Genomic DNA, 22,221 nt, shown 5'->3' on the forward strand with positions numbered 1-22,221 from the left:
ATAGTTGGGAGAGAGGCTGAATGGCTATTGTCTTTAGTGAAAAGATAATTCTTGTTGAGGGTAGATCCGATAAATTAAAGCTTTTAAAACTGCTTGATGAATCAACAGAAATTATTTGTACCAATGGAACAATATCGAATGTCAGGCTAGAAGAAATTTTAAGTCCTTATGAAGGCATTCCTATTTATGCGTTTCTGGATGCAGATAAGTCTGGTGAGCAAATTCGCTCTGTCGTGAGAAAAGAATACCCTGAAGCGATTCATCTATATACCAATCCGATGTTCTGCGAAGTAGCGACTACACCATTCAAAGTTTTGGCTTCTATATTAAAAAGTGTTAATATAAAAGTGAAAAGACAATATTTACTTTAGGATGATGTAATATGAATGAATGGACCTTAGAACAATGGAACAGCCATAAGAACAGTGGGCAGCTTACCATATTTTATATTTATACACCTATGTGTGGAACCTGCCAAGTTGCTAGTAAAATGATGCAAGTTATAAAAGAGATAAAGCCTTTTTTAATTGGTCAAGCAAATATTAACTATCTTGGGGATTTTGCTATGGATTATCAAATTGAAAGTGTGCCATGTCTGCTGATCGCTAAAGGTGGAACGGTATATAAAAAAATATATGCCTTTCAGTCAGTTCCATTTATCTTGGATGCGATAAAAAGTATTGACGACCAAGTTGTCGTATGATAACATTCGATATACCGACAAATTAATAGTTTTACTCTTATTAAGAGAGGTGGAGGGAAGTGCCCTTTGAAGCCCGGCAACCGTCATGTAAATGAAATGGTGCCAAGTCACGCAAAGCAAATGCTTTGGGAAATGAGAGAATGGATAAATGTTATTAAATTGGATAACTTTAAACCCTTCTGCTCTTTTGCAGGAGGGTTTTTTTAGTTGAAAATGGGAAGAATAAGGTTTTAATACAAAGTAAATTTCAACAACCTGTTAATAATAGATAGGTATAGAATAGTTTAAAGAAAGGGGGCAAGGTTCCCATGATTAGTTTAAAAAATATTTCCAAAAAATTTAGTACGAAACAAGGTACGATTGTTGCAGTGGAAGAGGTGAATCTTGACATAAAAAAGGGTGAGATCTTTGGCATTATTGGTTATAGTGGTGCTGGCAAAAGTACACTCATTCGCTTATTAAATGGATTAGAAAAACCAACTTCAGGTGAAATCATCGTAAATAATGAAGACATCACAAAGATAAATGAAGTGAAGCTTCGACAAGTAAGACAAAAGGTAAGTATGATTTTTCAACATTTTAATTTGTTATGGTCAAGAACGGTTGAAGAGAATATTGCTTTCCCATTGGAGATCGCCGGTATACCACCAGCTCAACGTTCTCAAAGAGTTAAAGAACTTATTGATTTGGTTGGTCTGGAAGGGCGAGGGCATTATTATCCTTCTCAACTATCAGGTGGACAAAAGCAACGTGTTGGGATTGCACGCGCATTAGCCAACCGTCCAGAAGTACTTCTTTGTGATGAAGCAACTTCTGCATTAGATCCAGAAACTACAGATTCTATTTTAGATTTATTAGTTAGTATCAATGCGAAACTAGGTCTGACAATTGTATTAATAACCCATGAGATGCAGGTTATTCAGAAGATATGTGGTCGCGTTGCAGTTATGGAAAAAGGTCATGTAGTAGAAGAAGGAAATGTGCTAGATGTATTTCAAAATCCGCAACAAACGATTACGAAGCGTTTTGTTTCGCAGGTCAGTGATTCCAATAAGGCGTTGCAAACAATACAGCAATTAAAAGAACTTTACCCAAATGGCAAGCTGATTAAGCTCGTATTTGTTGGGGAGCAGGCAGTACAACCAATACTGTCTAGACTTATCAAACAGTTTGATTTGGAAGTGAATATTGTACAAGGAAATATTTCGCATACACAAACTGGTGCATTTGGTACGCTCATCCTTCAGTTAGAAGGAGAAGCACTACTAATAGATGATGCAATTCGATATATACACGAACAAAAAGTAAATACAGAGGTGATCAACAATGATTAATAATTTGTTTCCTAATGTTGATTGGCCAAAAATGTGGGAAGCCACAGTTGAAACATTATATATGACTGCAGTATCAACAATTTTAACAGCTATTATTGGACTAGTTCTCGGTCTTCTACTTTTCTTAACTAGCCCTCATCAAGCGTGGGCGAACAAATTAGCAAACTGGTTAACAGGAGCTTTCGTCAATATATTCCGCTCCATTCCATTTATAATTTTGATCATTCTGCTAATACCTTTAACGAAGTTTTTGGTCGGAACAATGCGTGGTCCAAATGCGGCCTTCCCGGCTTTAGTAATCGGGGCTGCTCCATTCTACGCCCGTATGGTATTAATAGCGCTTCGAGAAATTGATAAAGGTGTGCTAGAAGCTGCAAAATCGATGGGTGCTAAAACTTCTACTATTATATGGAAAGTATTAATGCCAGAATCTATGCCTGCTTTAGTATCAGGCATAACGGTTACAGCGATTTCACTAGTTGGATATACAGCGATGGCTGGTATTATCGGCGCTGGGGGACTAGGAACATTAGCCTTTTTAGATGGTTTCCAAAGAGGTAGGACAGACGTAACGCTTGTTGCCACGGTATTAATATTAATTATGGTATTTATCATCCAGTGGATTGGCGATGTAATTACTACGAAGATAGACAAACGATAATAGGTGTTAACGAGAGTACTCGATCACATAGAAATAATAGGATAAAAAGGGAGAGATATTGAATGAAGAAATTTTTAGCTGGAGCATTACTATCGGTAAGCGCATTAACCCTTGCAGCGTGTGGAGATGAAAAAAGTAGTCAGCTTGTAGTAGGTGCATCCAACGTACCTCATGCAGTTATATTAGAAGAAGTTAAGCCAATTCTAGAAGAACAAGGAATTGAGCTTGTTGTAGAATCTTATCAAGATTATGTATTACCAAACAAAGATTTAGATTCAGGAGACTTGGACGCAAACTTTTTCCAACACATTCCTTACTTTGAATCGCAAAAAGCTGATTTTGGATATGACTTCGCCAACGCAGGCGGTATTCACATCGAGCCAATCGGTTTATACTCTAAAAAATACGGTTCTATTGAAGAGCTTCCAGAGGGTGCAACTATTTTAATGAGCAACTCTGTTGCAGATCATGGACGTATCCTTGCAATGTTAGAAGCGAAAGGCCTTATTAAATTAGCTGACGGCATTGATAAAACAAAAGCGGAAGTAAAAGATATTGTGGAAAATGAGAAAAACCTTGAATTTGATGCTAACTATGAATCTGCTTTAATGGTTCAGTTATATGAAAATGAAGAAGGCGACGCAGTACTGATCAACTCTAACTATGCAATTGACGCTGACCTTAATCCATTAGAAGACTCAATCGCTATTGAAGAATCAGATGAATCTCCATACGTAAATATCATCGCAGTAAACTCTGGTGATGAAGACAATAAAGAGATTAAAGCTTTAGTAGAAGCATTAAAATCTAAAGAAATCCAAGACTTCATCCTAAGCGAGTGGGGCGGATCAGTAGTACCGGTAAAATAATAATATTGTAGGAAAAAACAGGCATCCTGGGATGTCTGTTTTTTTGTGGTTGCGATTTGCACACGAGGATTTGGCAAACGCCCGAGAATTAGCCGTATCGGCCCGAGTCGCAAAGCCATGCGCCCGAGCTAGAGCCGTATCCGCCCGAGCATCCGGGGAACGCCCGAGAAGATGCCGTATCGGTCCGAGGACCAGAGCCATGCGCCCGAGCTAGAGAGGTATCCGCTCGAGCATCCGGGGAACGCCCGAGAAGATGCCATATCGGCTCGAGTGTCAGAGCTATGCGCTCGAGCTAGAGCGGTATCCGCCCGAGCATCCGGGGAACGCCCGAGAAGTAACCGTATCGGCCCGACTGGCAGAGGCATGCGCCAGAGCTAGACCAGTATGCGCTCGAGCATCCGGCGAACGCCCGAGAAGTAGCCATATCTGTCCGAGCACCAGAGTCATCCGCCCGAGCCACAAAGTCATGAGCCCAAATAGTAGAACCTCTTGCCAATGATCCGACTCCACTTCAATACACTAATATAAACTCTCTTGAAATATACTGACAATTCATGCTATTGTATTGGGGAGGTGATGAAAATTTGATAATTAAACCGTACTCCGCATCAAATTATGTATTAAGATTATTGGAACTAGTAGACAGACTTTCTCCGCAACATCCATTATATTCAAGAATCTCAAAAGATATAGGCGCTATTAAAGCAGGAGACTATGGGGAAGAGATGGTTTATAGGGAACTTGAGCAAGTGAGACTACCCTACAAAAATTATATTTTTCATAAAGTGTTCCTTCGGGCAGAATCTACATTCGAGTTAGATTATTTAGTTATAACCCCATATGGTTTAGTGATTCTCGAAGTGAAAAACATTATTGGTGAATTAGAGTTTTCGATTAATCCGTCGCAACTTATTCAACGTAAGGAAGACGGAAAAATGTCTAAGTTTCCTTGCCCCGCAAATCAATTAAACGAATATAAATATCAACTCTCGCAGTACCTCCACCATTATAATATTTCAGTCCCCATTCATGGTGCATTAATTTTTGCTTCCCGAAATAGCTTTATTAGAAAATCTACCAATGCCGTTACAGTGATTTATAAGAATGAAATACCGTCTTATCTACGAAATTTTTCCACAATTAATTCAACCCTAAGTGAGGATGACATGGAGCAAATAAAAGGAATTCTCCTAAAGTGCCCATCCCCTTCTACTATTCCTCTTATCAATCATTTCTCTATTCCATTTGAAGATTTAAAACTCGGAGTAAAATGTGAAAGTTGTAGTTTTATTGGGATGCAAAAAATAATACGTACGTGGTATTGCCCTAAATGTAGCAAGACCAATTCCTATGCACATTATAAAGCAATTTCTACTTATTTTTCACTTTGCAAAGAAACGATTACTAATAAAGAATGCAGAGATTTTCTTTTGCTAAACAATAGAAATGAGGCAAAAAGAATACTTTCAAACTCTGGCTTATTGAAATGTGGAAAAAGCTCTGCTACGTACTATAAACAAAGGTTTTATTGATAGAATATTACGTATATTACTCATCCTATTCACTTTAATAAATGAGTGTGCTAAAGTGTATGAAAGTTGTAAATAACACATTTGTACATTTGAGGAGGACACTTCATGAAAAGGTTTGGGTTATTGCCACGAATAGTGGTAGCGATAGTAGCTGGTGTTTTATTGGGATTAGTTGTCCCTAAAATAGTAGTGGAGATTATGGCTACTTTTAATAGTATTTTTAGTTCATTTTTAGGGTTTATTGTTCCTTTCATCATTATTGGTTTTATCGTTCCAGGGATAGCTAAACTCGGAAAAGGTTCTGGTAGATTACTAGGGATTTCTACGGGTATTGCTTATTTATCTACTCTAGTAGCAGGTTTTATTGCATTCTTTATCGCTTCCAATTTATTGCCGAAGCTTATAGGTGGGAAAGAGAGCGTGAAGTTAGAAAATCCAGAGGAGTTTTTAATTGGTGGCTTGTTTGAAATGCCCATCCCTCCAATGATGGATATTATGACTGCATTGGTTTTCTCCTTTATTATGGGAATTGGAATTTCTAAATTAAAAGGAAACACGTTACAAAATGCATTTGAAGAGTTTAGTGAGATTATTGAAAAGGTAATTTCGTTTGTTATTATTCCGTTGTTACCGATACATATATTTGGGATATTTATGAATATGGCGTACGGTGGTCAAGTGGCAAAAGTATTATCTGTTTTCGGAGTTGTGTTTGTCATGATTATCGCACTGCATCTTGTAATGCTTCTATTACAATATACTGCTGCCGGTACTGTAACTGGAAAAAATCCTTTGAAGCTGTTAAAAACAATGTCGCCAGCCTACTTTACAGCTTTAGGTACACAGTCTTCAGCGGCAACTATTCCGGTGACGTTAAAACAGGCGCAGAAAACGGGTGCTTCCGATAAAGTAACAAACTTTACGATTCCTCTTTTTGCAACTATTCACTTATCAGGGAGTACGATTACGCTTGTCTCATGTTCCATTGGCGTATTGCTAATAAATGGGCAAGATATTCTGTTATCTACGTTTATACCATTTATATTCATGCTTGGTGTAACAATGATCGCAGCTCCTGGAGTTCCAGGTGGAGCCGTTATGGCAGCATTAGGTTTACTGGAAACAATGCTAGGCTTCAACGGGGCTATGATAGGTTTAATGATTGCTCTTTATATTGCACAGGATAGCTTTGGAACAGCGACAAATGTAACTGGTGACGGAGCACTTGCGATTATCGTAGATAAGTTTTCTAAGACAAATTAAGTTTTTTTATAAATAAATGTTTAAGTCCGAATTGGTTGGGTATATAAATCATGAACTCAAAAATAGAGAGGATGATTCATTATCAGTTCGGAAGATTTACCTTATACAGAACAGATGGACCACGCATTTAGAGGAGTACATGGTTTTGGATACGATGAATTGAGACAAAGTCAGGAATTACGATTGCAGGTCGAAAACAAGCGACAGCAAGATCATGAAAAATGTATGCAATTAGCGGCTAAACTTGATGCCCAAGCATTTAGGGGATAATATACAAGAATCCATGGAGAATTTCTCCGTGGATTCTTTTTTGTTTACACTAGCTTCATAGTGAAATCCATTCTCAATTAGAAAGTTCTTAATGAAAATAAAGGAAGATTACTATTTACCTAATAGTTTAGTGAAAAGTCAATAGAAAACAGTAAATCTGTATATTCTACAATATTAAATAGAATATGCTTCAAAAGATTTGCAAGGTACCTTCGTTTGGGTTAAGATTAGAATGATAATAAATTAGAATGATTATACATTCGTATTTACTTAATGGAGGTTATTAAATGTCGACTTTAGCTATTAAAGATTTACACGTTGCAATAGACGGTAAAGAAATTTTAAAGGGTGTTAATTTAACAATTAATACGAACGAAATTCACGCAGTAATGGGTCCAAATGGTACAGGTAAATCTACTTTAGCTTCTGCTATTATGGGTCATCCAAAATATGAAGTTACATCTGGTTCAATTGAATTGGACGGCGAAGATGTATTAGCAATGGAAGTAGACGAACGTGCGCAAGCAGGTCTATTCCTAGCAATGCAATATCCAAGTGAAATTACTGGAGTAACAAATGCAGATTTCTTACGTTCAGCAATCAATTCACGCCGCGAAGAAGGCGATGAAATCTCACTAATGAAATTCATCCGTGAGCTTGATAGCAAAATGGAATTTTTAGAAATGGATTTAGATATGGCACAACGTTATTTAAATGAAGGATTCTCAGGCGGAGAGAAAAAACGTAATGAAATTCTTCAATTAATGATGTTACAACCAAAATTCGCTATTTTAGATGAAATTGACTCTGGTCTTGATATCGATGCTTTAAAAGTTGTTTCTAAAGGGATCAACCAAATGCGCGGAGAAGGATTCGGAAGCTTAGTAATCACTCACTATCAACGTCTTCTTAACTACATCACACCTGATCATGTTCATGTAATGATGCAAGGTCGCGTAGTTAAATCTGGTGGACCTGAGCTTGCTCAAAGACTAGAAGCAGAAGGCTATGAATGGATTAAAGAAGAATTAGGAATTGAAGACGAAACAGTTGGACAAGAAGCATAAGAAAGGAGTCGAATAAGCATGACGGTTGAAACAAAATTGGCATTAACCGAGCAAGATATCCGCTCCTTTTCAGAAGGTAAGCAAGAACCAAGCTGGATGACAGCACTTCGTCTAAAAGCATTTGGTCAACTTGAAACACTTCCGATGCCAACACCAGATAAAACAAAAATTACTAATTGGAATTTCACTGAATTTCCAGTTCATACTGTAGAGAGCAGCAAATTTACATCTTTAGCAGAATTACCTGAAGAAGTGAAGGCTGTCGTAAATGCAGAGCAACAAAACATTTACATTCAACATAATAATACGCCTGCTTTTCTTTCATTATCAGAAGAGCTAAAAGCAAAAGGTGTTGTTTTAACAGATATATACACTGCAATTCGTGAGCATTCAGCACTTGTTCAACAATACTTCATGACCGATGGTGTCAAAGTAACAGAACATAAACTAACTGCACTTCATGCTGCATTATTAAACGGTGGTGTATTCTTATACGTACCTAAAAATGTAGTAATCGAAGAACCAATTCAAGTTATTTACTTACATGATGATAAAACAGCTTCTCTTTTCAATCACACTTTACTAGTAGCTGATGAAAATAGTTCTGTAACATATGTAGAGAACTACTTATCTACTGTGGATCATGCAGAAGGATTAGCTAATATCGTGACGGAAGTCATTGCCAAAGACAATTCAAGAGTTACATTTGGAACAGTTGATGTTCTAGCAGAAGGATTTACAACATACGTTAATCGTCGTGGTGTAACAAGTCGTGATGCAGTTCTTGAATGGGCACTTGGTATGATGAATGATGGTGATACTATTTCTGAAAATACAACACATTTAGTTGGAGATAATTCAGAAGGTCATGTGAAAATGGTTGTTGTAGGTCGCGGGAAACAAAAGCAAAACTTTACAACAAAAGTAATCCACTGGGGCAAACATACGGAAGGTCAAATTCTTAAGCACGGCGTTATGAAAGACGAAGCATCATCTATATTCAATGGTATTGGTAAAATTGAGTATGGTGCTACTAAATCTAACGCAGAGCAAGAATCTCGTGTATTAATGCTTAGCGAAAAAGCACGTGGAGATGCAAATCCTATTCTTTTAATCGATGAAGATGATGTAACAGCAGGTCACGCAGCATCAGTTGGCCGAGTAGATCCACTTCAGTTGTACTATTTAATGAGCCGTGGTATTTCTCAACATGAAGCAGAGCGTCTAGTAATTCATGGATTCCTTGCTCCTGTCGTAAACGAATTACCGATAGAAGGCGTGAAGAAGCAACTGACGGAGGTTATTGAAAGGAAAGTTCGCTAATGCTCAATACTAAAGAGATTCGAAGCTATTTTCCGATTTTAAACCAAGAGATTAACGGTCATCCATTAGTCTATTTAGACAATGGGGCTACTTCTCAAAAACCAATTCAAGTAATAGAAGCGATCAAAAAGTATTATGAATTTGAAAACGCAAATGTGCATCGTGGTGTTCATACGCTGGGTAACCGAGCGACGGATAGTTACGAAGGAGCACGTGAAAAGGTTCGAAAATTTATTAATGCTAAGTCTACTAAAGAAGTTATTTTTACTCGTGGTACAACAACCGCTATCAATATGGTGGCACAGAGCTACGGCCAAGCTAACCTAAAAGAGGGCGATGAAATTGTTATTACGCATATGGAGCACCATTCCAATATTATTCCTTGGCAGCAACTAGCTAAGAGAACAGGTGCCGTATTAAAATATATTGATTTAGAAGCTGATGGTACACTTTCTTTAGAGAAGGTTAGAGAAACTATTACTAACCAAACTAAAATCGTGTCAATCGTTTATGTATCGAACGTCTTAGGAACCATGAATCCGATTAAAGAAATTACGCAAATTGCACATGAACATGGAGCTGTAATGGTAGTTGATGGTGCTCAAGCTGCACCACATCTAAAATTAGATGTTCAAGCACTTGATTGTGACTTCCTTGCATTCTCTGGACACAAAATGTGTGGGCCTACTGGAATAGGGGTACTATACGGAAAAGAAGCTTTATTGGATAAAATGGAACCAGTCGAATTTGGTGGGGAAATGATCGACTTCGTAGGTTTGTATGATTCTACGTGGAAAGAACTTCCTTGGAAATTTGAAGGGGGAACACCAATAATTGCTGGTGCTATTGGTCTTGGAGCTGCAATTGATTTCTTAGAGGAAATTGGCTTAGATGAAATTGAAAAGCATGAACATGAGTTAGCTGCTTACGCCATGGAAAGAATGTCTACAATTGAAGGGTTAACCATTTATGGTCCTGTCGATCCTGCGAAACGTGCAGGAATTGTTACATTCAATTTAGATGATGTGCATCCACATGATGTTGCAACAGTTTTAGATATGAGTGGAATTGCAGTTCGTGCAGGACATCACTGTGCACAACCATTGATGAAATGGTTGCAATGTGTGGCAACTGCTCGTGCTAGTTTCTATATATACAATTCAGAAGAGGATTTAGATCGTCTAGTTACTGGATTGCTTTCAGCAAAGGAGTATTTTAACGATGTCTTCTAATTTAGATCAACTTTATCGCCGTGTCATTATGGATCATTATAAAAATCCTCGTAACAAAGGTAGTATCGAGGATGGCGCTTTGACAATTGATATGAATAACCCTACTTGTGGAGATCGCATCCATTTAACACTTCAAGTGGAAGATGGTAAAATTCAAAATGCGAAATTTGATGGAGAAGGATGCTCGATTTCTATGGCATCTGCTTCTATGATGACACAAGCAGTTAAAGGAAAGTCTGTAGAGGAAGCTTTACAACTTTCTAGTACTTTTTCTGAAATGATGCTTGGGAAAGATTATGATGACTCTTTAGATCTTGAAGATATAGAATCATTAAGTGGTGTTTCTCAGTTTCCAGCACGTATCAAGTGTGCAACTTTAGCTTGGAAGGCAATGGAAAAAGGCGTTTCAGAAGAAAAAGAATAACAGACGAACGGAGGAAATACGATGGCTAAAAAAATGCCTGAAATTGGTGATTACAAATATGGTTTCCACGATAAAGACGTATCCATTTTCCGTTCTAAACGTGGATTAACGAAAGAAATCGTAGAAGAAATATCACGTATGAAATCAGAACCACAATGGATGTTAGATTATCGCTTAAAAGCGTTAGAAATTTTTTACTCAAAACCAATGCCTCAATGGGGTGGAGATTTAGGGTCATTAAACTTCGATGAAATTACGTATTACGTGAAGCCTTCTGAACAAACAGAAACTTCATGGGATGAAGTACCAGAAGAAATCAAAGCTACTTTTGATAAATTAGGTATTCCAGAAGCAGAACAAAAATACCTTGCAGGTGTTTCTGCACAATACGAATCAGAAGTTGTATATCATAACATGAAGCAAGAGCTTCAAGACTTGGGTATAATATTTAAGGATACTGATTCTGCACTTCGTGAAAATGAAGATATTTTCAAAAAGCATTGGGGAACAGTAATTCCTTCTTCCGATAATAAGTTCTCTGCACTTAACTCTGCAGTATGGTCGGGTGGATCGTTTATCTACGTACCACCAGGCATTAAAGTGGAAACACCATTACAAGCATACTTCCGTATTAACTCTGAAAACATGGGTCAATTCGAACGTACGCTAATTATTGTAGACGAAGGTGCTTCTGTACATTATGTAGAAGGATGTACAGCTCCTGTTTACACAACAAATTCACTTCATAGTGCAGTTGTTGAGATCATTATTAAAAAAGATGCTTATTGCCGTTATACAACAATCCAAAACTGGGCAAACAACGTTTATAACTTAGTTACAAAACGTGCAGTTTGTGATGCAAATGCAACGATGGAATGGATTGACGGAAATATTGGATCTAAATTAACGATGAAATATCCAGCCGTTATTTTAAAAGGTGAAGGCGCTCGTGGTATGACTCTTTCTATCGCAATTGCTGGTAAAGGTCAACACCAAGATGCTGGTGCGAAAATGATGCATTTAGCTCCAAATACTTCTTCTACTATTGTTTCGAAATCAATTTCTAAACAAGGTGGTAAAGTAACATACCGTGGTATCGTTCATTTTGGCCGTAAAGCTACTGGTGCACGTGCGAATATCGAATGTGATACATTAATCATGGATAATCAGTCTACTTCTGATACAATTCCTTACAACGAAATCTTGAATGATAATATTTCTTTAGAGCATGAAGCAAAAGTTTCAAAAGTATCTGAAGAACAATTATTCTACTTGATGAGTCGTGGACTTAGTGAAGAAGAAGCAACTGAAATGATCGTAATGGGCTTCATCGAACCATTTACAAAAGAACTTCCAATGGAATATGCTGTAGAAATGAACCGTCTTATCAAGTTTGAGATGGAAGGCTCTATCGGTTAATCCAATTATATAAATGCAGCAGGGTGTACTTCACCTTGCTGCATTTTTTTATCCTCTAAATAGGCAAATTGCTAAAAACTATTAGGTTTGGTTATAACTATTAAGTGGTACTCAGAAAGTAGTAGAAGTATTTTGTAAAGAGAGGTATCGACAATGATTGTATTTGAAAGAGAAAAAAGCTATGTCATGGTTACTCAAGATGATCATGCACAAGTTTCCAAGCAAATAGCAGAACATTGTAAAGATGATTTTTATTACGATTCTAAAGATGTGCAGGAAGTAGTTCTCGCCATTCAAGAGCATGACCGTGGTTGGATAGATCCGGATAAGTCCCCAGTATGGAATGATCAATTAGAACAGCCTTTCTCGTTTATAGATTATCCTACAGATCTTAAGATTTCTTTTTATGAAAAAGGATTAGATGAAGTGGAGGGAATGAGTAAGTATGCTTGTTTATTGTGTAGTTTACATTACTCCTCTTTTGTCCAAGATGCTGATGAAACTGCAGTTCAAAAATTTTGGGATATAGAAAAGCAAAGACAGGATCGACTTTATGATGAATTAGGAATTGTCGGCAATGAGAAAAAGAAAGAAACGTTAATGTATCATTTAGATCTGCTGAAGTTTTCAGATTTTCTATCTTTGTTTATTTGTTTACACGAGCCAGGAAACAACGATAAATTGCATCCATTTTTTAAAAATGGATTTCCACAATTATTCCTATTCGTCATGCAGGAGCCAATTATAGCTAGCTGGGAAAGCGATGAAGTCGTTACTTTGTCCTTCTCCCCCTTGAAGAGCGAACTAAATGTAAAACTTACGTATAAAGAAGTATGGAAAGAACAGATTGAGAAGGATGGACTATTGCAGGCATTTAAGGATACTCCAGTTGCGCATAGAAAAGTTACGTTTAAATGATAGTATGCAAAAACCAGTCAAAGTAATTTGACTGGTTCTGTCTATTTTTAAACCATCACAACAAACTGAGAAGCAAAAGATTGTTCTTTCTCTATTTGGATAGCTTGAATTTTAGCAACTTCTTTTTTCCTTACTGAAGCACAATCAGCAGTATTAAGAGAGGTAATTGTATTTTTGTCGATTAAAGAAGAGAAGTAATCCGCATCTTTTAGAGCACTGTTTAACCCAAATGCTCCAGTAGGAGTCATCGTGTGAACTGCATCTCCGATTAAAGCCAACCCTTTTTTCCCCCAAGTCTCACTAGAGCTACTATACACATCTAATAGAACAAAATCCTTCCAAGATTGAATGTTTTCTCGAACGGTTTGTTCAAGTTCTGGAAAAGCCATTATGAGTTGCTCGATAAATGGAGTAAAAGGCTGTTTTCTAAGTGTTGCAAAAGAACCCTCTTCGATATTCCAACCAATTTGTATATAACCCTTTGCCTGTGTAAATAGGGAAATTTGCTTCCCTCCAATTAAAGTCATCCTAATAGACGGTTCCCAATTTACAGGTGCGGGTATTCTAGCCCAGAGTAAATCATATCCGTGTTTTCGAATAGTTACATCCAGATCAGCTTTCTTACGAACGGTCGAATAACGACCATCTGCACCAATAACCAATTCACTTTCAATAATAATTTCTTCTCCATTTTCGGATGCTTTTACTCCAGTGTAGGAGCCATGTTCATCTTGTAAAAGTTCATCAACTTTTGTATTCAGCATTAAATGGAAGTTTGTATATTTCTTTGCAGCGTCTATCAATACTTGTAGTAAATGTGCTTGAGGAACATGAATACCAAGATGTCCGATCTCGGGATGAGGTAAAATAGTTTTAAATACTTCCCCATGCTGCCAATATTCAAGTTTTTTCATTCGTAAAAGTCCGAGCTTTTCTATTTCGTCAAATAAGTTATATTTTTTTAGAATCGCTTCGCCTTCTTCATTCAAATGTTCTCCACGAAACGTTTTTCCGATTTGATTTGTTCGCTCTATTAATACAACAGATATATTTTTCTTTGCCAATAAATACGCTAGAAGGGCACCACCAGGACCTGCACCGACTATACATACATCTACTTTCATCATGTTATTTCCTCCCTTTGCTTCAAAAAAGCGTAATGGGCTATATGTAACGACGACACTTATATATTTTAGCTAAATAAAAAATTATTATCCATCTTTTCATCCTTTGGGGGTAAATACGCTAATACGTGGAGTGCATACAGCTGAATACACCCAACTGAGTGATTATGCTATTATAGTAATAATAGTGAGGTGTTGTAAATGATTCAAATAGGCCTAACAGGATGGGGGGATCATCCTGACTTGTATGTATCCTCGGCAAGAGAAAGGTTACAAGATTACAGTGCACATTTTCCAGTGGTGGAATTAGATGCAGCATTCTATGCAATTCAACCAATAAAAAATAGCTTAAAGTGGATTAAAGAAACGCCAGATAATTTTCAATTTGTTGTAAAAACTTATCAAGGTATCACGGGTCATTTACGTGGTGATTTTCCTTTTGATTCGATCGAAGAAATGTTTGAATTATATCGACAATCGGTTATGCCATTTAAAAATTCGGGAAAGCTATCAATGATACTTGCACAATTTCCTCCTTGGTTCCAATGCACAAAAGAAAATGTACAATATATACGTAAAGTGAGAGAAGAACTAAAGGACTTTGAAGTGGTTATTGAGTTTCGTCACCAATCTTGGTATTCTTCTGAATATAAAGATTCTACACTTCATTTTTTAAAAGAGAATGGTCTTCATCATAGTGTTTGTGATGAACCGCAGGCTGGGGATGGTAGTATTCCTTTAGTTCCAATTGCAACTACGAACAAGGTACTCGTAAGATTACATGGTAGAAATACTTATGGGTGGGTTAATCCGGGCAATAATGTGAAGTGGAGAGAAGTAAGATACCTATACGATTATAATAAGGAAGAGCTTTCATCTATTAAAGGTATTTGTGAGTATTTAGAGAAGCAGGCAAAAGAGGTTGTTGTGTTGTTTAATAATAACTCTGGAGGTCATGCAGCCAGTAATGCCAAAACATTTCAAAGTATGTTAGGAATAGATTTTGAAGGACTTGCTCCAAAACAATTAGATTTTTTTGAAGGAGATTTTTAAATGGAATGGATTATACTAGCAATTAGTGGACTTTTCTCTGGAATTGTAGGAGCATTGGTTGGCCTTGGTGGAGGCGTTATTTTAGTACCGGCTATTTTGTTTTTTGGAGCTTCTCTTAGTTTAATACCAAATATTACTCCGCAAAGCGTTGTTGGTCTTTCTGTGGTTATGATGATATTCACAGGACTTTCTTCTACTCTATCCTATATGAAAACCAAAACGGTCGACTTTAAAAGTGGATTTATTTTTTTCATTGGTAGTATTCCTGGTACTATACTCGGAGCATTTGTAAACAAAGGACTGGACTTACCTTCTTTTAATTTATACTTTGGTATCTTACTTGTTATTTTATCTACTTTATTGTTGGTAAGAGATCGTTTAAGTCCTGTTCGATGGTTTGTGGAAAATGGGAAAAAGAAAACCTTTAATGATGGCGATAAAACATTTGTATATGGATATCCAATTTGGTTCGCATTATTATTAACTTTTGGTGTTGGATTCGCATCGGGTCTATTTGGTATTGGTGGAGGATCTATACTCGTACCAGCGATGATATTATTATTCCTGTTTCCGCCTCATGTGGCTGTCGGTACGTCTATGTTCATGGTATTTCTGTCGTCTATAGTGAACTCTGTCACACATATTTCATTAGGAAATGTACCGTGGTTGTATACGATTCCGGTTATACCTGCTGCCTATATCGGAGCTAAGATAGGAGCAAAGTTAAATAAAAAGTTGAACTCAGATACACTAGTTTTGGCTTTACGAATTGTACTTTTATTATTAGGTATACGATCGATTATAGAAGGACTATTTTAACGTAAAATATGTAATGGATAGGGTGGGCAAAGAATGAGAGAGACGATTTATATATTCCACACAAATGATTTGCATAGTCATCTAGAAAACTGGCCCGCTATTCAGCAATTTCTCTCAGATACTCGGAAGAACCTTGGTGACAAGGCTTCCTATTTAACATTAGATATTGGAGATCATCTAGATCGTTCGAATATATATACAGAGGGTACACTTGGAAAGGGAAATGTGCATCTTCTAAATGATGCCAAGTATGATTATGTAACGATAGGAAATAACGAAGGCATTACCCTAAGTCATGAAGAATTAGAAACGTTGTACATAGATGCTAATTTTGAAGTGATTGTCTCCAATTTCACGGAGTTAGGAGGAAATATTCCTTCTTGGGTATTACCCCACAAAATACATGTAACACCAACTGGTATACGGATTGGCATTGTTGCGGCAACTGCTGACTATGGTATTTACTATGAAAAATTGGGATGGCAAATTCAAGAGCCGATTACCCGACTGAAAGAGGTATGTAATACACTTCGTCCGCAAGTAGATGTTCTTATTTGTATGTCACATTTAGGGAAATCACTTGATGAAATACTATCTTTGGAAATACCACAAATTGATGTGATATTGGGTTCACATACACATCACACGTTTGAAAAAGGTAAAGTAATTGGGAACACGTTGCAAGCTGCTACCGGTAAATTCGGTATGAATGTCGGACTTGTCACGTTGGAATTTGATCATGTAGCAAAAGTTATCCAATCGAAGAAGGCAGTTTTATTTCCTACGGAAGCACTACCAGTTCCACTATATTCAAACGATTTACAGACTGCTTGGGAAAATGAAGGAATAGCGGAGATGTCTAATATTGCTTTTTATAATTCTTTTTTATTGAAGAAGGATTGGTTTAAGGAATCGGATCTATCCCGCTTTTTCGGAAAAGCACTTCTAGCTTTTACAAAAGCGGATTGTGCCATGTTTCCAGCGGGGATATTCTTAAAGGATCTTCAACAGGGGCCGATTACTGCAAGAGATCTACATCAATGTTTGCCTCATCCGATAAATCCTTGTGTTATTACATTAACCGGTGCAGAACTACTAGAAGTTATCCGAACAGGGAAAAATGAAAAATGGCCAACGCTTGAAGTAAAAGGGTTAGGGTTCAGAGGTAAATACCTTGGGGTCATATTATATGAACAGCTAATAGAGTTAGAAAGTGGTATAGTTCTAGTAAATGAATCTCCTATTGAACTAGAAAAAGTATATACATTGGCAACTTTAGATATGTTTACATTTGGTTACTTTTATCCGTCTTTAAAATTTGCTCCCAAACAGTATTTTATGCCAGAAATGATTCGAGATATTGTGAAATGGTATGGTCAGCTTGAAAAAAGTGAATATGAGTCATGAAAATCCTCTTTCTTACATAAGTAGTAATTAGGGGGATTGTTTTTGTTCTATAGAAAGAAGAAAAAACGATTGACTTTCTTTACTAATCAGCGGAAATTAGCCATTTTTTTAGTTTGTTTTATGTTGTCAGTGGGAGGCCTCATCTATTATATTAATAAACAATTGACAGCTACCTATTTGGAATATGCAGAAGTACAAACAACAAAAATAGCATCCATGGTAATAAATAAAGCAATTAACTCAAGAATTTCAAATACGCTCGATGTAAATGACATAATCGAAGAGGTGCCATCAGACAGTACTACAATGGTAACAACTCGATTTAATACAGAAATTATAAATCGTATACTATCTGATACAAATCAGTTAGTTCAGTCTCATTTGGAGCAGGCTGAGCAGGGGAACTTTTCTAGCCTACCGTATTTAGATGACATCGAGTACGATAAACAAACGATGGAGGATCAGGGGGGAGTTGTATTCTTCGTTCCGATTGGGCAAGCGACGAATATCCCCATCATAGGTAACTTAGGCCCTAAAATTCCTATACGCTTTCACGTTATCGGAAATGTTCAATCGAATGTAGTTCCTTCTATTACTAAGTTTGGAATAAACAATGCTTATGTGGAGGTTAATATCCACATTACGGTAAATGTACAAATAATAGTTCCTCTGGCAAGTAAGATGAGTACGGTGGAACAGAGTATACCTGTGGCAATGGGAATCGTGCAAGGCCAGGTTCCTTACATTTACACAGGAGGAGACGGGGACGCTGCTCCATCAATTGAAGTACCATTGCCATTACCTGAAAAATAAAAATCCTTAAGAATATTGTTTTTACTGCTATACTAGTGGAAATGAATAAGAATAGGTAGAGGCCGCATAACAAAAGAGTAGTTTACAGGAGAATGACAACTGTGATTGTAAACGAAAGGAAGTTATGCCGAAATTAGATGTTGACCGTCAAGTCAAATCTAGTTGGGGTTATTTTGAACAAAAATAACACTGTCATTTATACATATGTATAAATGGAGAGCTACAAAGTATAAAATTTTCGCTTGAAATTTTATCTAAAAGCCAACCTATATTTATATTAGGTTGGCTTTTTTATATTCTAAGGCATAATGCACTTGTTCATTTTCGTTAGTGTCAGCTCATATCTCATCGAGTCTTGGGGTATATAAGGTGTAGGTCATGCAGTCGTTGCGATAGGATATCGCGAATTCAGACTGCCTACATTGAAGTAGGCGCTTAAGCATTTCATATTGTCTAGCTTCAGCGCCTAGCCCCTCGAGTCGTTTCAGACTGACGGTTAAGGCAAAGTACGCCTTTACCGTCAGTCTTCCAACGCTAGTCGGAGCTTACATAGGCGCTTATGCATTTCATTATTAGGAGGAAATTATGATGGAAAATACGATTTTTTCAATTTTACCCCCATTACTAGCGATTGTAATGGTACTTGTTACGAAAAGAGTTTTACTATCACTAGGAGTCGGGATTGTTTCAGCGGCTTTGTTAGTAGAAAGCTTTTCGCCGATTGATTCATTGATCATTCTTTGGGATTCCTTTATCACGTCATTTTGGGATAATGGATTGAATATGTATAATATTTATATATTATTGTTTATATTGTTGCTTGGGGTGGTTACTGCGATTGTTAGTCTGTCAGGAGGAAGTACTGCATTTGCTGCATGGGCAGTTAAACGTATTAAAACAAATCGCGGATCTAAACTCCTTACAGCTTTTTTAGGTATTATTATTTTCGTAGACGATTATTTTAATGCACTTGCTGTAGGACAGATTGCTCGTCCAATTACTGACACTCATCGTGTTTCTCGTGCAAAGCTAGCTTATTTTATCGATTCTACATCTGCACCTGTTTGTGTAGTTTCTCCCGTTTCTAGCTGGGGTGCGTTTCTAATAAGTCAGTTGGGTGTTATCTTTGCTACCCATGCGGTAACAGACTATACTCCACTGCAAGCGTTTATGTTAATGGCACCGATGAATTTCTATGTCATTGCTGCGCTTGCAATGGTATTTTTTACCGCATGGACAGACAATGATTTAGGTGAGATGAAAAAACATGAAACACTTGCAAGAGAAACTGGTGTCCTTTTTGATCCAAATAAATCAAATCCAGGTGATTTACAAGGTAATTTCCCGGAAAATAATTTTGGTAAAGTAAAGGATCTAATCCTTCCGATTGTATCATTAATAGTAGTAACTCTTTTTGCAATGTTTTGGACAGGCTATCAGGCTTCAGGAAAAGTAATGGACATATTTGTTATTTTTGAAAATACAGATGTTCCGCTCTCTCTATTTATAGGTGGGATGGTATCGAGTATTTTAGCTGTACTATTGTATACGCGTCAATTCAAGAAAAACAAAGATGCTAGTTTGGGCTTACTGGGGAAAGGAATTATTTCTGGTATAAATTCAATGTTACCTGCTATTTGCATTTTAATATTTGCTTGGTCCCTTTCATTTTTAATAACAGCTTTAGGAACTGGTGAGTATTTAGCTCATCTCGTTACAGATAATAATATTCCGGCAGGGGTTATTCCAGTCTTACTGTTTGTTTTAACAGCTTTTATGGCTTTCGCAACTGGATCTTCATGGGGATCATTTGGGATACTATTACCAATTGGTGCAAGTATCATCATGGTAGTAGAGCCAGAGTTATTACTCCCTGTTTTAGCGGCCGTTTTAGCGGGAGCTGTTTTTGGAGACCATTGTTCGCCTATTTCAGACACTACAATTATGTCAGCGACTGGTGCAGGAGTTAATGTAATCGATCACGTAATGACTCAATTACCATATGCCATTATTAGTGCAGTCATTGCTGCAATTGGCTATTTAGTATTAGGTCTTACAGGTTCTGTTATGTTTGGCTTTATAACAGTAGTGGTCATCCTTATCCTATTTTTCACGATCTGGAATTTTAAGAGTAAGAGGGTAGCTTAGTTGTTTTAAAATTGGTTGTCTTTGGTATTTGTATGGTTGTTTGCAATTAAATAATATGTTACATTGACAACAGTGTAGTTAGTTTATTTAGAATGGGGTCGGGATGAAATGACATCGTGTAAACCAACGAAAACAGAGTACCAAAGAAAACCAGAATGGCTAAAAATTAAGTTAAATACGAATGATGAATACAAGGGTCTTAAAAAGCTGATGCGTGAAAATAATTTAAATACAGTATGTGAGGAAGCAAAATGTCCAAATATACATGAGTGCTGGGGTTCACGTAGAACAGCTACATTTATGATTTTAGGAGCTATTTGCACACGTGCTTGCCGTTTTTGTGCTGTAAAAACAGGCCTACCTAATGAGCTAGATTTGGCAGAACCAGAAAGAGTTGCAGATTCGGTTGTTGTTATGAATTTAAAACATGCTGTCGTAACAGCAGTTGCTCGAGATGATTTAAAAGATGGTGGATCTGAAGTTTTTGCTGAAACCATTCGAGCGATTCGACGCAAAAATCCTTTTACATCAATAGAAGTTTTACCTTCTGATATGGGCGGTATTGAACAAAATATCCGTAATATTATGGATGCAAAACCGGATATTCTAAATCACAATATTGAAACGGTTCGTCGACTCACTCCAAGAGTTAGAGCGAGAGCTAAATACGATCGTTCACTCGAATTATTGCGTCGTGCAAAAGAAATGCAACCAAGTATTCCAACGAAATCATCACTAATGTTAGGTTTAGGGGAAACTCATGAAGAGATTCTGGAAGTAATGGACGACCTTCGTGCGAACAATGTAGATATCATGACGATTGGTCAATACTTGCAACCTTCGAAAAAACATTTACCGGTACTAAAATATTACTCCCCAGCAGAATTTGGAGAATTACGAAAAATTGCGATGAGCAAAGGATTCTCCCATTGTGAAGCTGGTCCACTAGTTAGAAGTAGCTACCATGCAGATGAACAGGTAAACGCTGCGGCTAAGCAAAGACAACTGCAAGGTGAACAACTTCTAGCTACTCCAAATAGTTAATGGATGGTGATTGAATGATAATTGCAGAAGGCTTTACATATGAAATTATAGAGGATTATCGCGAGGCGTTTAAAGAAGAAGCGTTTTTAGATCGTTATAGTGAAATTTTAACTAAATACGATTATATTATGGGTGACTGGGGTTACGGTCAGCTGCGTCTTAAAGGTTTTTTTGAGGATCGTAGTCATAAAGCTACATTTGATACGAAAATAGGAACGATGAAAGACTATTTATATGAATATTGTAATTTTGGATGCGCCTACTTTGTCGTAAAAAAAATAGGGGTTGCTCCAAAAATTGTTCCTGACGAAGCTATAATAGAAGTAAATGAAAATCTAGAGCAAGATCAAGTATGATCTGCTCTAGGTTTTTTCTTTTGCAACCAGATATGGGCTATCCCTCAAAAATTCTCCACACTAGCCTGATTTAAGGGTTAACTATTTGTATAAACTGATAATATTTCTAACTCTACTGCAATAAAAAAACTAGTCGTGATATGAAACCACAACTAGCTATTTATATATTAACTCAATAATTCTCGAAGATAATCTCGTAATTCTACTGCTTCTTCTTCTGATCTATTAAATACATGTTCGAGATAGCCTGGTTCTTCCACATCATCAGCTCCGATAATGGCAGCTCGTCCATATTGTATATCCATTACAAGTACTTTTCCAAAAAAGCGAGAGCTTTGAGAAATAGCTAAATCATATCTTTGGGATTCTCCTGTAAAGCCAACAAATCTCGTTTTAGTATCCTCTACATCATCGTACAAATAAAATCGCTCCACTATGTGAC

General features: G+C 37.0%; 23 protein-coding genes and 2 riboswitches. Of the genes, 21 read left to right on the forward strand and 2 right to left on the reverse strand.

Annotated features, from left to right (window positions below):
• The first annotated feature begins 20 nt into the window (after positions 1-20).
• The 14 genes from BM260_RS12885 to BM260_RS12945 all read left to right on the forward strand — a co-directional run bounded on the left by BM260_RS12885 (position 21) and on the right by BM260_RS12945 (position 13,015).
• A complete protein-coding gene (locus BM260_RS12885) occupies positions 21-371 on the forward strand; it encodes a toprim domain-containing protein (RefSeq protein WP_093537754.1) in 351 nt (116 codons plus the stop codon).
• Positions 372-382: 11 nt separating this feature from the next.
• Positions 383-703 carry a thioredoxin family protein gene (locus tag BM260_RS12890; protein WP_093537755.1) on the forward strand — a complete coding sequence of 107 codons (321 nt, stop codon included), beginning with the start codon at positions 383-385 and terminating at the stop codon, positions 701-703.
• Positions 704-737: 34 nt separating this feature from the next.
• Positions 738-842, forward strand: a riboswitch (SAM riboswitch).
• A gap of 169 nt (positions 843-1,011) precedes the next feature.
• The gene (locus BM260_RS12895) at positions 1,012-2,037 is read left to right on the forward strand and encodes a methionine ABC transporter ATP-binding protein (protein WP_093537756.1); all 1,026 of its coding nucleotides are present in this window, start codon (positions 1,012-1,014) and stop codon (positions 2,035-2,037) included.
• On the forward strand, positions 2,030-2,698 hold the full coding sequence (locus tag BM260_RS12900) for a methionine ABC transporter permease (RefSeq protein WP_093537757.1): 669 nt from the start codon (positions 2,030-2,032) through the stop codon (positions 2,696-2,698). Before BM260_RS12895 ends, BM260_RS12900 begins: the two co-directional genes overlap by 8 nt.
• 62 nt (positions 2,699-2,760) lie before the next feature.
• Positions 2,761-3,567, forward strand: coding sequence for a MetQ/NlpA family ABC transporter substrate-binding protein (locus tag BM260_RS12905; protein WP_093537758.1), 807 nt, complete (start codon positions 2,761-2,763; stop codon positions 3,565-3,567).
• Positions 3,568-4,196: 629 nt separating this feature from the next.
• Entirely contained in the window at positions 4,197-5,099 is a 903-nt protein-coding gene (locus BM260_RS12910) for a nuclease-related domain-containing protein (protein WP_175496297.1), read from the forward strand.
• Between the two features lie 105 nt (positions 5,100-5,204).
• Positions 5,205-6,362 carry a dicarboxylate/amino acid:cation symporter gene (locus tag BM260_RS12915; protein ID WP_093537760.1) on the forward strand — a complete coding sequence of 386 codons (1,158 nt, stop codon included), beginning with the start codon at positions 5,205-5,207 and terminating at the stop codon, positions 6,360-6,362.
• Positions 6,363-6,476: 114 nt separating this feature from the next.
• On the forward strand, positions 6,477-6,632 hold the full coding sequence (locus BM260_RS18495; RefSeq protein WP_175496298.1) for a hypothetical protein: 156 nt from the start codon (positions 6,477-6,479) through the stop codon (positions 6,630-6,632).
• A gap of 287 nt (positions 6,633-6,919) precedes the next feature.
• Positions 6,920-7,699 carry a Fe-S cluster assembly ATPase SufC gene (gene sufC, locus BM260_RS12920; RefSeq protein ID WP_093537761.1) on the forward strand — a complete coding sequence of 260 codons (780 nt, stop codon included), beginning with the start codon at positions 6,920-6,922 and terminating at the stop codon, positions 7,697-7,699.
• A gap of 18 nt (positions 7,700-7,717) precedes the next feature.
• Positions 7,718-9,022, forward strand: a complete 1,305-nt coding sequence (gene sufD, locus BM260_RS12925; RefSeq protein ID WP_093537762.1) for a Fe-S cluster assembly protein SufD — start codon at positions 7,718-7,720, stop codon at positions 9,020-9,022.
• Entirely contained in the window at positions 9,022-10,254 is a 1,233-nt protein-coding gene (locus BM260_RS12930) for a cysteine desulfurase (protein ID WP_093537763.1), read from the forward strand. The genes sufD and BM260_RS12930 overlap by 1 nt, the downstream gene beginning before the upstream one ends.
• Positions 10,244-10,678, forward strand: a complete 435-nt coding sequence (gene sufU, locus BM260_RS12935; protein ID WP_093537764.1) for a Fe-S cluster assembly sulfur transfer protein SufU — start codon at positions 10,244-10,246, stop codon at positions 10,676-10,678. Before BM260_RS12930 ends, sufU begins: the two co-directional genes overlap by 11 nt.
• A gap of 21 nt (positions 10,679-10,699) precedes the next feature.
• Complete coding sequence (gene sufB, locus BM260_RS12940) at positions 10,700-12,097, forward strand: Fe-S cluster assembly protein SufB (RefSeq protein ID WP_093537765.1); 1,398 nt, start codon at positions 10,700-10,702, stop codon at positions 12,095-12,097.
• 153 nt (positions 12,098-12,250) lie between these two features.
• Entirely contained in the window at positions 12,251-13,015 is a 765-nt protein-coding gene (locus BM260_RS12945) for a DUF3891 family protein (protein ID WP_093537766.1), read from the forward strand.
• A 47-nt stretch (positions 13,016-13,062) separates the two neighbouring features.
• Here the strand turns inward: BM260_RS12945 and BM260_RS12950 are convergent, their stop codons facing one another.
• Complete coding sequence (locus BM260_RS12950) at positions 13,063-14,142, reverse strand: FAD-dependent monooxygenase (RefSeq protein ID WP_093537767.1); 1,080 nt, start codon at positions 14,140-14,142, stop codon at positions 13,063-13,065.
• Between the two features lie 198 nt (positions 14,143-14,340).
• On the opposite strand from BM260_RS12950, the gene BM260_RS12955 reads away from it, so the two are divergent.
• The 7 genes from BM260_RS12955 to BM260_RS12985 all read left to right on the forward strand — a co-directional run bounded on the left by BM260_RS12955 (position 14,341) and on the right by BM260_RS12985 (position 21,779).
• Positions 14,341-15,192 carry a DUF72 domain-containing protein gene (locus tag BM260_RS12955; protein ID WP_093537768.1) on the forward strand — a complete coding sequence of 284 codons (852 nt, stop codon included), beginning with the start codon at positions 14,341-14,343 and terminating at the stop codon, positions 15,190-15,192.
• Positions 15,193-16,011, forward strand: coding sequence for a sulfite exporter TauE/SafE family protein (locus tag BM260_RS12960; RefSeq protein WP_093537769.1), 819 nt, complete (start codon positions 15,193-15,195; stop codon positions 16,009-16,011). It begins immediately after the preceding gene.
• A gap of 33 nt (positions 16,012-16,044) precedes the next feature.
• Entirely contained in the window at positions 16,045-17,418 is a 1,374-nt protein-coding gene (locus BM260_RS12965) for a bifunctional metallophosphatase/5'-nucleotidase (RefSeq protein ID WP_093537770.1), read from the forward strand.
• A gap of 42 nt (positions 17,419-17,460) precedes the next feature.
• Positions 17,461-18,231, forward strand: coding sequence for a sporulation protein YunB (gene yunB / locus BM260_RS12970; protein ID WP_093537771.1), 771 nt, complete (start codon positions 17,461-17,463; stop codon positions 18,229-18,231).
• Positions 18,232-18,279: 48 nt separating this feature from the next.
• Positions 18,280-18,462: riboswitch (Lysine riboswitch) on the forward strand.
• 357 nt (positions 18,463-18,819) lie between these two features.
• A complete protein-coding gene (locus BM260_RS12975) occupies positions 18,820-20,379 on the forward strand; it encodes a Na+/H+ antiporter NhaC family protein (protein ID WP_093537772.1) in 1,560 nt (519 codons plus the stop codon).
• 108 nt (positions 20,380-20,487) lie between these two features.
• Entirely contained in the window at positions 20,488-21,423 is a 936-nt protein-coding gene (gene lipA, locus BM260_RS12980; protein WP_093537773.1) for a lipoyl synthase, read from the forward strand.
• A gap of 14 nt (positions 21,424-21,437) precedes the next feature.
• Positions 21,438-21,779, forward strand: coding sequence for a YutD family protein (locus BM260_RS12985; RefSeq protein ID WP_093537774.1), 342 nt, complete (start codon positions 21,438-21,440; stop codon positions 21,777-21,779).
• 167 nt (positions 21,780-21,946) lie between these two features.
• On the opposite strand, the gene BM260_RS12990 is transcribed toward BM260_RS12985, so the two are convergent.
• On the reverse strand, positions 21,947-22,213 hold the full coding sequence (locus tag BM260_RS12990; protein WP_093537775.1) for a DUF3055 domain-containing protein: 267 nt from the start codon (positions 22,211-22,213) through the stop codon (positions 21,947-21,949).
• Positions 22,214-22,221 lie beyond the last annotated feature (8 nt).

The organism is Psychrobacillus psychrotolerans (genome assembly GCF_900115805.1).
Lineage (GTDB): Bacteria > Bacillota > Bacilli > Bacillales_A > Planococcaceae > Psychrobacillus > Psychrobacillus psychrotolerans.

Excerpts from the sequence above, each read along its gene's own strand:
- BM260_RS12960 (WP_093537769.1), top strand. The coding sequence starts at position 15,193 with ATGGAATGGATTATACTAGCAATTAGTGGACTTTTCTCTGGAATTGTA.
- BM260_RS12885 (WP_093537754.1), top strand. The coding sequence starts at position 21 with ATGGCTATTGTCTTTAGTGAAAAGATAATTCTTGTTGAGGGTAGATCC.
- sufB (WP_093537765.1), top strand. The coding sequence starts at position 10,700 with ATGGCTAAAAAAATGCCTGAAATTGGTGATTACAAATATGGTTTCCAC.
- BM260_RS12965 (WP_093537770.1), top strand. The coding sequence starts at position 16,045 with ATGAGAGAGACGATTTATATATTCCACACAAATGATTTGCATAGTCAT.
- sufU (WP_093537764.1), top strand. The coding sequence starts at position 10,244 with ATGTCTTCTAATTTAGATCAACTTTATCGCCGTGTCATTATGGATCAT.
- BM260_RS12975 (WP_093537772.1), top strand. The coding sequence starts at position 18,820 with ATGGAAAATACGATTTTTTCAATTTTACCCCCATTACTAGCGATTGTA.
- BM260_RS12945 (WP_093537766.1), top strand. The coding sequence starts at position 12,251 with ATGATTGTATTTGAAAGAGAAAAAAGCTATGTCATGGTTACTCAAGAT.
- BM260_RS12930 (WP_093537763.1), top strand. The coding sequence starts at position 9,022 with ATGCTCAATACTAAAGAGATTCGAAGCTATTTTCCGATTTTAAACCAA.
- BM260_RS12915 (WP_093537760.1), top strand. The coding sequence starts at position 5,205 with ATGAAAAGGTTTGGGTTATTGCCACGAATAGTGGTAGCGATAGTAGCT.
- sufC (WP_093537761.1), top strand. The coding sequence starts at position 6,920 with ATGTCGACTTTAGCTATTAAAGATTTACACGTTGCAATAGACGGTAAA.
- BM260_RS18495 (WP_175496298.1), top strand. The coding sequence starts at position 6,477 with ATGGACCACGCATTTAGAGGAGTACATGGTTTTGGATACGATGAATTG.
- BM260_RS12950 (WP_093537767.1), bottom strand. The coding sequence starts at position 14,142 with ATGATGAAAGTAGATGTATGTATAGTCGGTGCAGGTCCTGGTGGTGCC.
- BM260_RS12985 (WP_093537774.1), top strand. The coding sequence starts at position 21,438 with ATGATAATTGCAGAAGGCTTTACATATGAAATTATAGAGGATTATCGC.
- BM260_RS12895 (WP_093537756.1), top strand. The coding sequence starts at position 1,012 with ATGATTAGTTTAAAAAATATTTCCAAAAAATTTAGTACGAAACAAGGT.
- BM260_RS12955 (WP_093537768.1), top strand. The coding sequence starts at position 14,341 with ATGATTCAAATAGGCCTAACAGGATGGGGGGATCATCCTGACTTGTAT.
- BM260_RS12905 (WP_093537758.1), top strand. The coding sequence starts at position 2,761 with ATGAAGAAATTTTTAGCTGGAGCATTACTATCGGTAAGCGCATTAACC.
- BM260_RS12900 (WP_093537757.1), top strand. The coding sequence starts at position 2,030 with ATGATTAATAATTTGTTTCCTAATGTTGATTGGCCAAAAATGTGGGAA.
- BM260_RS12890 (WP_093537755.1), top strand. The coding sequence starts at position 383 with ATGAATGAATGGACCTTAGAACAATGGAACAGCCATAAGAACAGTGGG.
- lipA (WP_093537773.1), top strand. The coding sequence starts at position 20,488 with ATGACATCGTGTAAACCAACGAAAACAGAGTACCAAAGAAAACCAGAA.
- sufD (WP_093537762.1), top strand. The coding sequence starts at position 7,718 with ATGACGGTTGAAACAAAATTGGCATTAACCGAGCAAGATATCCGCTCC.